12 protein-coding genes are annotated in these 10,994 nt (G+C 59.7%); 3 read left to right on the top strand and 9 right to left on the bottom strand.

The genetic code is table 11. From position 1 onward, the window contains the following. Positions 1 to 409, top strand: a 409-nt coding sequence (locus AAAB16_RS24415) for an autotransporter outer membrane beta-barrel domain-containing protein (RefSeq protein ID WP_340665677.1), incomplete at its 5' end; no start/stop codon positions are given. 34 nt (positions 410 to 443) lie between these two features. Here AAAB16_RS24415 and AAAB16_RS24410 read toward each other — a convergent pair. After that, a complete protein-coding gene (locus AAAB16_RS24410) occupies positions 444 to 1,103 on the bottom strand; it encodes a TetR family transcriptional regulator (protein ID WP_340665676.1) in 660 nt (219 codons plus the stop codon). Positions 1,104 to 1,197: 94 nt separating this feature from the next. On the opposite strand from AAAB16_RS24410, the gene AAAB16_RS24405 reads away from it, so the two are divergent. Further along, positions 1,198 to 1,854 carry an O-methyltransferase gene (locus tag AAAB16_RS24405; protein WP_340665675.1) on the top strand — a complete coding sequence of 219 codons (657 nt, stop codon included), beginning with the start codon at positions 1,198 to 1,200 and terminating at the stop codon, positions 1,852 to 1,854. Positions 1,855 to 1,912: 58 nt separating this feature from the next. Here the strand turns inward: AAAB16_RS24405 and nhaA are convergent, their stop codons facing one another. The 4 genes from nhaA to AAAB16_RS24385 all read right to left on the bottom strand — a co-directional run bounded on the left by nhaA (position 1,913) and on the right by AAAB16_RS24385 (position 5,930). Beyond that, on the bottom strand, positions 1,913 to 3,265 hold the full coding sequence (gene nhaA, locus AAAB16_RS24400) for a Na+/H+ antiporter NhaA (protein WP_340665674.1): 1,353 nt from the start codon (positions 3,263 to 3,265) through the stop codon (positions 1,913 to 1,915). Positions 3,266 to 3,396: 131 nt separating this feature from the next. Next, positions 3,397 to 3,969 (bottom strand): TetR/AcrR family transcriptional regulator, encoded by a 573-nt coding sequence (locus AAAB16_RS24395; RefSeq protein ID WP_340665673.1) that lies wholly within the window; start codon positions 3,967 to 3,969, stop codon positions 3,397 to 3,399. A 271-nt stretch (positions 3,970 to 4,240) separates the two neighbouring features. Continuing rightward, positions 4,241 to 5,371 (bottom strand): thiolase family protein, encoded by a 1,131-nt coding sequence (locus AAAB16_RS24390; RefSeq protein ID WP_340665672.1) that lies wholly within the window; start codon positions 5,369 to 5,371, stop codon positions 4,241 to 4,243. A 19-nt stretch (positions 5,372 to 5,390) separates the two neighbouring features. Continuing rightward, on the bottom strand, positions 5,391 to 5,930 hold the full coding sequence (locus AAAB16_RS24385) for a PaaI family thioesterase (RefSeq protein ID WP_340665671.1): 540 nt from the start codon (positions 5,928 to 5,930) through the stop codon (positions 5,391 to 5,393). A gap of 247 nt (positions 5,931 to 6,177) precedes the next feature. On the opposite strand from AAAB16_RS24385, the gene lpdA reads away from it, so the two are divergent. Further along, positions 6,178 to 7,578, top strand: a complete 1,401-nt coding sequence (gene lpdA / locus AAAB16_RS24380) for a dihydrolipoyl dehydrogenase (protein ID WP_340665670.1) — start codon at positions 6,178 to 6,180, stop codon at positions 7,576 to 7,578. A 44-nt stretch (positions 7,579 to 7,622) separates the two neighbouring features. Here lpdA and AAAB16_RS24375 read toward each other — a convergent pair whose 3' ends face one another. From AAAB16_RS24375 to AAAB16_RS24360, 4 genes are all read right to left on the bottom strand, one after another. Continuing rightward, on the bottom strand, positions 7,623 to 8,276 hold the full coding sequence (locus AAAB16_RS24375) for a response regulator transcription factor (RefSeq protein ID WP_340665669.1): 654 nt from the start codon (positions 8,274 to 8,276) through the stop codon (positions 7,623 to 7,625). Positions 8,277 to 8,569: 293 nt separating this feature from the next. After that, positions 8,570 to 9,685: a chemotaxis response regulator protein-glutamate methylesterase gene (locus tag AAAB16_RS24370; RefSeq protein WP_340665668.1), complete on the bottom strand. Its 1,116-nt coding sequence runs from the start codon at positions 9,683 to 9,685 to the stop codon at positions 8,570 to 8,572. Positions 9,686 to 9,697: 12 nt separating this feature from the next. After that, positions 9,698 to 10,513: a CheR family methyltransferase gene (locus AAAB16_RS24365; RefSeq protein WP_340665667.1), complete on the bottom strand. Its 816-nt coding sequence runs from the start codon at positions 10,511 to 10,513 to the stop codon at positions 9,698 to 9,700. Next, positions 10,513 to 10,977 carry a chemotaxis protein CheW gene (locus AAAB16_RS24360; protein WP_340665678.1) on the bottom strand — a complete coding sequence of 155 codons (465 nt, stop codon included), beginning with the start codon at positions 10,975 to 10,977 and terminating at the stop codon, positions 10,513 to 10,515. The genes AAAB16_RS24365 and AAAB16_RS24360 overlap by 1 nt, the downstream gene beginning before the upstream one ends. Between the last annotated feature and the right edge of the window lie 17 nt (positions 10,978 to 10,994).

Genomic DNA, 10,994 nt, shown 5'->3' with positions numbered 1-10,994 from the left:
CGTTAGCCCCTATGTCGACCTGAGCTACAGCAACAGCCACCTGGACAGTTACACCGAGAAAGGCGGCGGTATTCCTGCGCAGTTTGACGGCCGTACCGACACCAACACCGAGGCGCGTTTGGGCGTTAACACCGAAACGCCGCTACCGTTTGCACCGGGCTACAACGTTGTCGCCAACCTTGAAGCGGCGCATCGCTTTGAGAACCACAGCGCTGGGGTGAATGGCCAGGTAGACGGCTTGTTCAGCTTCAACCTGCCGGGCGAAGACGTGACTAATGACTGGCTTAAAGCTGGCGTTGGTGTGGAAGGTGCTGTCGGCCCAGGCAAGCTATCGCTGATGCTTAACGGCACCACGCAGAGCGAGATGCCTAATTTTTGGGTAGCGACTTCCTACCAGTTGGCGTTCTGATCGCCGAGCTGTAAGACGTAGGTCGGGCCTGGCGTCACTCACCGTGCGCAGACTGGCCCGACCTACCTACAGCTAACGCTTCCAGGTAGGCGCAGAACATCTGCGCCATGGCCTCGGCATAAACCTGCACGTCGGTCTCGGTGCGTGGGCTTTCGGAAAACTGTTTGCCCACGGTGCTCATGGTGTCGGTAAGCAAACGGCCGGCCAGTTCGCGCACTGCTTCGCTGGCAGCAGGCAATACCTCCTGCATAAACGTGCGCATGGTCTGTTCCGCTGCCGCTTTGATTTCCTGCGCTTCCGGTGCATCACGGTAGAGCGGCGCGGCGTCGTTCAAGGCCACGCGCATTTCGGCTTCATCACATTCGGATTGGATAAAGGCGTGCACCAAGGTGTGGATGCGCTGCAACGGCGGCTGCTCGCGGTTGGTGAGAATCTGCGTGAGCAGGTCGGTGGTTTGCTGCCATTCATCCCGTTGCAGGCGAAACAAAATGGCCGCTTTATTGGGGAAGTACTGGTACAGCGAGCCGATGCTGACGCCGGCCCGTTCGGCCACTCGTGCGGTGGTGAAACGAGCGGCGCCTTCTTTGGCTAAAACCTGAGTAGCGGCTTGCAAAAGGGTGGCTACCAGCTCATTCGAGCGGCTTTGTTTTGGCTGTTTACGCGAGGAAATACGCGGGCTTTGGCGTGTGCTCATGGCGGGCTCGGGTAATGCGAATAGTAAAAGGCGACGGATTGGTCGCATTCTAGTCGGGCGCAATTCAGCGTTCAAATGACCTTTTGGAGTCGCCATGAGCACCCTGACCCAGCAACCTGTTGCCGGCCTGTTGCAACGCCTATTCAGCCAAACCGAAGACGCCAGCAGCGCGGTGTTTCCTAGCTTCGCCGAGGGCGAGCTACAGCGCTTGATGCACAGTAAAACCGAGTACCAAGCGTTTTATGCACGCCTGAAAGACTTGCCGCTGGCCGTGTCGCCGGCCACGGGCACCTTGCTGTATATGCTGGCGCGCAGCAGCAAGGCGCAGAGCATTGTCGAGTTCGGTACTTCGTTCGGCATATCTACCCTGCACATGGCCGCCGCACTGCGCGATAACGGCGGTGGTCGGTTGATTACCAGCGAATTTGAAGCGTCGAAGGTGGCCAAGGCCCGGGCCCATCTGGAGGAGGGCGGTTTGCTGGACTTGGTGGAGATTCGTCAAGGCGATGCCTTGCAGACCTTGGCAGTCGATTTGCCCGCGAGTATCGACTTGGTGCTGCTCGATGGTGCCAAGGCGCTGTACCCGGAGATTCTCGCGTTGCTGGAGAGCCGTTTGCGGCCTGGGGCATTGATCATTGCGGACAATGCCGACCACAGTCCCGAGTACCTGGAGCGGGTGCGTTCAACAGCCAACGGTTACCTGTCGATTCCATTTGCTGAGGATGTGGAGTTATCCATGCGCCTTGGATAACGCCACGTGTTGAGGTGTGGCGAAATTGGTGCGCGTACCGAACGCGCACCGGCGCCCCCTACGCGGTTGGCGCCCTTAAGCGCCGTACAATTAGCCCCCCAATCGCTAAGCCGAGCACTGCAGCGGTGCCCGAGGCGAGCAATACGCCGAGCTTGGCTGCGCCCAGCAGCCCGGCATCGGTAAAGGCCAGCGAGGCGATAAAGATCGACATGGTAAAACCAATGCCGGCCAGACAACCGACCAAGCCCAGCCAGGTCCAGGTCATGCCCGGCGGCAGTTCGCACCAGCCCGCCCGCACCAGCAACCAGGTGCTTAGCATCACGCCAATCGGCTTGCCCACAACCAAGGCGACCATCACGCCAAACATTACGGTAAGTGAACCCGCATCGCTAAGGTCTACGCCGCCGAGGCTGACACCGGCGTTGGCCAAGGCAAACAGCGGCATCACGCCGTAGGCCACCCACGGATGGAGCGCCGCTTGCACGCGAATGACCGGTGGCAACAGTTCACGTTGAGCGCTGCGCAGTTGCTTGACCGGCTTAAGCAGGTCGTTGGAGTTGGCCGCATTGGCCTGTTGGCTCAGGTGGTTGAGTGCACGCATCGCCCGGTCCAGTGGGCGCTCTGTATCCGGGCGGGAAAACACCGGAGTCATCAAGCCCAATACCACGCCGGCGAGAGTGGGGTGTGCGCCGGTTTTCAGCAGGCCGAACCAGAGGATGGCGCCGGGTAATACATAGGCGAAGGCCGAGCCAATGCCGATCAGTTGAAACGCCAGCACCAACAGGATGCCTGCGCCAGCAATCACAAAGCCGATTGGCTCCAGGCCACCGGAGTAGAACAGGGCAATGATCAATACCGCAGCTATGTCGTCGATGATGGCCAACGCCAGCAGAAACACGCGCACCGACGGCGGAATCGATTTACCCAGCAGCGCCAGTACGCCCATGGCAAAGGCGATATCGGTGGCGGTTGGCACAGCCCAACCAGAACGCAGTGCGGGGTCGCTGTTGATTGCCAGGTAGAACAGCGCCGGTACCAGTACACCGCCCAGTGCGGCGGCCATTGGCAGGGTGGCAAGCTTGAGGGTGGCGAGGGCGCCTTCGTGAATCTCGCGGCGTATTTCCAGGCCCACCACCAGAAAGAACACGGTCATCAAACCGTCGTTGATCCAGAAATGCAGGGACTGGGAAATCTGCCAATCACCCAAGCCAATGCTCAGGGGCAGATGCCAAAGATGGTGGTAACTGTCGGCTGCCGGCGAGTTGGCCCAGACCAGGGCGATGGCAGCGGCGAGCATTAGCACGATGCCGCTGACGGCTTCGATATGGAGGAAATGCTCAAGGGCGCTAAAGGCTTTATCTGCTACGCGACGCGCAGCCGGAAGGGCCTTGTGGGAGAGGTGTCGGTTCATGGTCGCTCACTTAGTTCGACTGTGTGGCGGCCCGACCAACACAAAAAACCTGCCTGACTACCTAACCGCAGCCGCGACACCCGGGTGCAACCTTACACGCCGAGTGCGCCTATGGCCAGCCGCAGCGTTAATCAGGACGCCTGCTCGCTCTCCAGTTGTTTGAGCAATTGCTGTTTGGCACCCTTGAGGATGCGGTCGGACAGCTGTGGATCAGCCACGCTGCGCGACAACATCAGTGCGCCGACCAGCGTTGAAAGCATGGCAATACCTTGCTCGGTGGCATCCGGGCCTTGCAGGTGCTCGGCCATTTTCGTTACACGGCGCTCCACCATGGCGTCGGTGGTGGGGCTGGGTTGGCCGCGTTGGCCGAGTTCGGAACACAGCGTTGGCATGGGGCAGCCTTTGCCTGGGTTGGCGCGGTGACTAGCGCTGAGGTAGTGGCGGATAAAGGTCGCCAAAGGCTGCTCTTCTTCGAAGGTTTTATCGACGCTTACCTGCAACTGCTCGACGGCGGCATCCAGCGCCTGTTGAACCAGATCATCCTTGGATTTGAAGTGGGCATAAAAGCCACCATGGGTCAGTCCCAGGGCTTTCATCAACGGCTGCAAACCAGTAACGCCTACGCCGTCGCGGCGAAAGCGCTCGGCTGCTTCATTGATGATGCGTTGATGGGTTTGTGCCTTGTGGTCTTCTGAATAGCGCACGGCAACAACCTCCTATGACGTGAAATGCTGGGCGTAATTCTAACTCCATTAGCATGGGGCGGGGGGCGTAAAATCGGCCAGCGGTATGGGGCCGCTGTTTAGCGCATTTCCCGTGGGCCAGCTCGTTCGGGTTGGAGCGTATGCCTGTGCAGGTCTGGATTCCCGCCTGCGCGGGAATGACGGTGATTGCTGACGGGGCCGGGCTGTGTGCGCCATTCAGCGGGTGAGTGGCCACAGCATTCGTCGTCCCCGCGCAGGCGGGGACCCCGGTTTAAACAGCCTCAAGTAACGTCGCGACCCCTTGCCCACCGGCAATGCACTGGGTAGCGATGGCATAGCGGCCACCGGTGCGTTTCAGCAGTGCAGCCGCTTTGCCGGTAATCCGCGCGCCGGTAGCGCCCAGTGGATGCCCCATAGCCAGGGCGCCGCCGTCAATATTGACCTTGGCCATGTCCAGGCCCAACTCGCGTACGCAAGCAATGGACTGGCTGGAAAAAGCCTCGTTGATTTCCACCAGGTCGATATCGTTGATGCTCAGGCCTTCGCGTTGCAGAAGTTTATGAGTGGCGTGCAACGGGCCCATGCCCATGATTTCTGGCGGGCAACCCGCGACGGCGACAGCTTTTACCCGCGCCAGAATGTCGAGATTCCAGCGTTTGGCGAAGGCTTCGGTGCAGACAAACACCGCCGCAGCGCCATCCGTTAACGGCGAAGCCGTACCGGCGGTAACACTGCCACCGAACGCCGGTTTTAACGTGGCCAGCGCTTCGCTGTTAGTACCTGGGCGAATGCAGCCGTCTTCGCTGACCAGCCCTTCAGGCGTGACGATGGGTACGATTTCATCGCTGAAGTAACCCAGCTCGCGGGCTTTGGCTGCCTTGGCGTGAGAATCCACGGCCATCAATTCCTGCTCTTCGCGGCTGATGCCGTAAAGGTTGGCGACGTTTTCTGCCGTTTGCCCCATCGACATATACGCTTGCGGGAAGGTCTCCAGCAGACGCGGATTAGGCGAAATATTGAAGCCGCCCATGGGCACGCGGGTCATCGACTCGACGCCTGCGCAAATAAAAGCCTCGCCGGCACCGAGCAGAATTTGGCCTGCAGCGAAATGCACGCCGGTCATGGATGAGCCGCAAAAGCGGTTTACCGTGGCGCCGCCCAGAGTATCGGGCAGGCCGGCGAGAAAACTGGTGATACGCGCGATATTCATGCCTTGCTCGGCTTCTGGGTAGGCGCAGCCCATGATCAGGTCTTCGATCTCCCGCGGGTCGATATCCAGGCGGCCAACCAGTTCTTTCACCACTTGGGCGGCGAGGTCGTCGGGGCGCACATTGATCAGGCCGCCTTTACGGGCAAAGTGAAACGGCGAACGGGCGTAGCCGGCGATAACAATGGATTGCATGGTCGGTCTCCAGACGGCATCAGCCGTGCATATTCATGATCAAACAGGTGGTGGAAGCGGTGGCATAGAGCTTGTCGTCAACGTCGTACAGGCGTCCTTCGGCCAGTGCCGTGGAGCGCCCGACATGGATAATCCGCCCCTCCGCGCGCACCGGGCCGACGGCGGTGGTCAGCGCCCGCACGTAGCTGATGCGTAAATCGGTGGTGGTGTAGCCCTGGCCTTTGTTAAGCATGGTGTGAATGGCGCAGCCCAGGGCCGAGTCGAGCAAGGTGGCGATATAGCCGCCGTGCACCGTTCCCAGCGGGTTGTAGTGCATGTCCTGCGGCGAGCCCTGAAAAACGAAGTGGCCGGGGGTCCATTGGATGGGCGTCATATGCATCGGCACGTTGATCGGCGGTGCCGGTAATTGGCCGCTGCCGATGCCATCAAAGAACTCCTGCGGGCTCATGCTGGCTACTTCTTTAAGCGACAGGGTGCCGGGTGCAGCCATATGGGCGCGCATCTCCTGGGCATCCGCCAGCCAGGCCTGGATTTTCTCGTCGCGGGTTTGGCTACTCATAAGGCACCTCGTTTAAAACAATTGAACGCTCTGAAACAACGCCTACAGCCTAAATTACACTCGACATACAAACAATATGAAGGGTGTAATATAAGCGCCAAGGTGAGGGGCATAAGCGCCAATGCGTTGATCTGGCTGCTGCACACTTAATTTGCGTCTTTACTGCAAGGCGCATACACGCCAACCGTCTGCTGCGCACAGCACACCCTACGCCGCACCGCAGAATTTCGAGACAGAGGAGTAACGCATGAGCAATTACGACGTTGTGATCATCGGTGGCGGCCCAGGTGGCTATAACGCGGCGATTCGCGCCGGCCAGTTGGGACTGAAGGTTGCCTGTGTGGAAGGGCGGGAAACCCTCGGCGGTACCTGTCTGAATGTAGGTTGTATGCCGTCGAAAGCGCTGTTGCATGCTTCCGAACTGTACGACGCAGCCGTAGGCCCGGAATTCGCCAAGCTGGGCATTGAGGTAAAGCCCACGCTGAATCTGGCGCAGATGATGAAACAGAAAGACGAAAGTGTGACCACCCTGACCAAGGGCATCGAATTTCTCTTTCGCAAAAACAAAGCCGAGTGGATCAAGGGTTGGGGCCGCATCGACGGGCCGGGCAGGGTGGTGGTGAAGGCCGCCGACGGCAGCGAACAAGTGCTCACCGCTAAAGACATCGTGATCGCCACCGGCTCCGAGCCGACGCCGTTGCCGGGCGTAACCATCGACAACAAACGCATCCTCGACTCTACCGGCGCGCTGTCCTTGCCTGAGGTGCCTAAGCACTTGGTGGTCGTCGGCGCTGGGGTGATTGGTCTGGAGCTGGGTTCGGTTTGGCGCCGCCTGGGCAGTGAAGTAACGGTGGTGGAGTACCTCGATCGGATCTGTCCGGGGCTCGATGTGGAAACGGGCAAAACCTTCCAGCGTTCGCTGGCCAAACAGGGCTTTACCTTTAAGCTCGGCAGCAAGGTCAGCAGCGCCAAGGCCACTGCCAAAGGTGTGACGGTGGAGATAGAACCGGCGGCGGGCGGCGAAAAAGAAACACTTAAGGCCGATTACGTGCTGGTCGCCATTGGCCGCCGGCCGTTTACCCAAGGCCTGGGCCTGGAAACCGTCGGCATAACCCCGGATAAGCGCGGCATGCTGGAAAACCAAAAGCACCGCTCAGGCGTGCCCGGCATCTGGATTATTGGTGACGTCACCTCCGGGCCGATGCTGGCGCACAAGGCCGAAGACGAGGCGATAGCCTGCATTGAGCAGATCGTCGGCAAGGCTGGCGAGGTGAACTACGAGCTGATTCCCAGCGTGATTTACACCAAGCCGGAAGTGGCGGCAGTTGGTAAAACCGAGGAACAGCTCAAGGCAGAAGGGCGCGCCTACAAGGTGGGTAAATTCCCCTTTGCCGGTAATAGCCGGGCGAAGATCAATCACGAAAGCGAGGGTTTTGTAAAAGTGCTGGCTGATGAACGCACGGATGAAATCTTAGGCGTGCACCTGATCGGCCCGAGTGTCAGTGAGCTGATTGGCGAGTATTGCGTGGCGATGGAGTTTGCCGCGTCGTCGGAAGATATTGCGCTGACTTGCCACCCGCATCCAACCCGCTCGGAAGCGTTGCGCCAAGCGGCTATGAATGTCGATGGCTGGGCTATGCAGGCCTGATAGAGGCATCGACCCTGACCGCGCCGCGCCCGTTTTCGGGCGTGTCAATCGTCGGGGTCAATAATGCCTTCGCGCACGGCATACAGCACCAACCCTGCCACATCATGAATACGCAGCCGTTTCATGATCTGCGCGCGGTGCGCCTCTACCGTCTTCACGCTTAAGCCCAAGCCCTCGGCAATCAAGCGGGTGGTCACGCCGCGGCTAATCAAACGCAGAATCTCGATCTGCCGTTCAGTAAGACCCTGCTCCGCAGGACGCAGTCCAAGGTGGGCGCGCCCCAGTGCTTGTTCAATCACAGGCGCAGCAATGGCCGAGCTGAGGTAACGCTGGCCCCGGCCAACGGCATTTAGCGCCAGGTGCAATTCGTCGATGGCGGCATCTTTAAGCAGGTAGCCACGTGCGCCGTTTTCCAGGGCGGAAAACACCACATCAGCCTCAGCGTGCATCGATAGCATCAGCACTCTGGAATCTGGCGCAGCGCTTGCCAGTTCCAACAGCGCGTCCAGGCCGCTGAGGCCGCTCATGGTCACATCAAGAAGGATAATGTCCGGCCGCAATTGCTGCGCCATGTCCACAGCCTGGCGGCCATCTTCAGCCTCACCCACCACTTCATAACCAGGCAGAGAATTAACCATCGCCCGCACGCCCACGCGGATCAACGCGTGATCGTCGGCCAGCAGTAAACGGCACGTCATGGGGCGTGGCGCAGGTGCTTTAGGCAAGGTGATAAAAGAGGTGGCAAATGGATCATGGCAGACTCCTGTCAAGGCCGCCGCAGCGTACGCGGCAGTGCAATACAGAGCTCGACGTGGCTCTGCTTCCTTTAGCAGTGAGTGACGAATAGCGCGAAGGTTCGGCTGAACAGGCCTGCCGTTTATCTATCGTCACCCAGGGTGGTAACCATAGACGACTATCTGTCATCTTGCATAGTGGCCAAGTGATATCTTTTTATTGAGAGTGCCGTTCTAGAGCGGCTGAGGCGGGTTGTTTATGTGCTTCGCGCGTATTGGATGATCACTTTAGGCAGGTTGCCCAGGGCTTCGGTGCTCTGTGCTGCGTCCAAACGAATGGCTTCTTTGGGCATACCAAACACCACGCAACTGGCTTCGTCTTGCGCCACGGTGCGCGCGCCGGCTTCGCGCATGGTCAGCAGGCCACGGGCGCCGTCATCGCCCATGCCGGTCATGATGATGCCCAGGGCATTATGCCCAGCGTGTTTGGCCACGGAGCGGAACAGCACGTCGACCGACGGTTTATGACGGTTCACTGGTGGACCGTCGAGCACTTCAACAAAGTACTGCGCGCCGCTGCGTTTGAGCTGCATATGTTTGCCCCCTGGCGCCACCAGTGCCAGGCCAGGGCGTACACGATCCATATGCTTGGCTTCACGCACATCGATGGCGCATACGCTGTCCAGGCGTTGGGCGAAGGCAGCGGTGAATTTCTCCGGCATATGTTGAACGATGACAATGCCCGGGCACCCCGCAGGCAATTGTCGTAGTACGACTTCCAGCGCCTGGGTGCCGCCTGTCGATGTGCCGAGCGCGACCACCCGGTCGGTGGTGGTAAGCGTCGGCTTTTCCACCTGCTCGGCAGCAGGCGCAGCGTTAACGTGTTTAGCCAGCGTTGGTTTATCGGCTGTCGGTTTATCAGCGGCAGGTTTGGCGGGGGCATTGCGCGGCATGGTTTGCGGCTGGCTACGCGCTGCAATTTCAATCTGACGAATCAGCTCGCCTGAGAGCTGCTGCAAGCTGTCTTTAAGCCCGAGTTTGGCTTTGGTAAATACGCCTACCGCACCGGCCGCCAGGGCGTCCAGGGTTATGGCGGCGCCGGCTTCGGTCAGGGTTGAGCAGATAATCGACGGCGTCGGGCGCTCGGCCATGATTTTGCGCAGAAAGGTGATCCCATCCATACGCGGCATCTCTACGTCCAGCACCAACACGTCCGGCCACTGTTTGCGCATTTTGTCCAAGGCAAACAGCGGGTCGGCGGCCTGGCCGATCACTTCGATATTGGGGTGGCTCTGTAGGCAGGTGGTGAGCACCTGGCGCACCAACGCCGAGTCATCGACGATAAACACTTTGATCGGCCGGTTATGGGGCATGGGTGACGTCCATTATTTTTCTAACCGTTCAAATACAGAAGGGCGTAGGGCGCGCAAGGGCAGGTTGAAACCATGCAGGCTTTCGGCATGGCCGATAAACAGCAGGCCACCGGGGTTCAAACGCTCCACCAAGCGTTGGGTGATGGCGCGCTTTTCCTCTTGGGCGAAGTAGATCAGCACATTGCGCAGAAAGATCACGTCAAAGGGGCCCACGCCGTTGGGCAGTGGGCGCATCAGGTTGATCTCGGCAAAGGTCACGCGGTGGCGCAATTCCTGGCTCATGCGAAACAGCCCCTCGCTGTCTTCCACCCCGCGCAGGCAATGGCGTTTTAACCAGCCAGGGGGGAAGTTGTCGGCCTGTTCCATCGGGTAGGTACCGCGCCGTGCAGTGTCCAGCACGCGGCGGCTCAGGTCGCTGGCAAAGATCGACCAATCCGGGCTGCGTGAGCTTTGTGCCGCGACCATGGCCATGGTGAAGGCCTCCTGCCCGGAAGAACTGGCGGCGCTCCACATATGGATGGGCCGACGCTGTTTGCCTAGCCACTCGCCGAGTAATTGGAAGTGCTGAGGCTCGCGGAAAAAGTAGGTTTCGTTGGTGGTCAGTAGGTCGATCACCAGGCGCCGCTCGTCCTGTTCGGCGGGGTTGTTGATGATCTGGATGTACTCGGCGTAACTGTTGAGCTGCAAGGCACGCAAACGGCCCATCAAGCGCCCAGCCATCATGGTGCGCTTGGTGTCGGTCATGCGAATGCCCGATGCCTGCAGCATCATTTGCTGCAGGCATCGAAAGTCGTTGTCGGTGAGTTTGGGCAGGCCCGCTGTATGCATCAGCTGGCCTGCCGGGCGATGCTCAACTGGCGTATATCGTCCAACGACAGCACCCGACGTACATCCAGCACAATGGTAAAACCACGCTCATCGCGGGCCATGCCGGCGATAAAGTCGGTGTTGATGCCGGCGCCAAACGGCGGCGCCGGCTCCACCGTTTCGGTGTCGATATCCAGCACCGCGTCGACGGCATCTACTACCAGGCCAATGCGCTGCTCCTGCTCGTCCAGGTGCAGTTCGATAATCACAATGCAGGTGCGCTTGTTGGCGATGCTCAGCGGCATACCAAAACGCGCTGCCAGGTCTAGCACCGGCACTACGTTGCCGCGCAGGTTGATCACGCCATGGATAAAGCTCGGCATCATCGGCACGGTGGTGATTTGCCCGTACTCGATAATTTCCCGGACCAGATCAATCGGCAACGCATAGCGCGCGTCACGAACCCGGAACGACAGGTGTTGCACGCTACCGCTCTCGGTGG

This window comes from Pseudomonas sp. (assembly GCF_037994325.1).
In the GTDB taxonomy this organism is placed as follows: domain Bacteria; phylum Pseudomonadota; class Gammaproteobacteria; order Pseudomonadales; family Pseudomonadaceae; genus Aquipseudomonas.
Note: the sequence above shows the minus strand (reverse complement) of the source record. Positions and strands in the feature narration are given on the sequence as shown.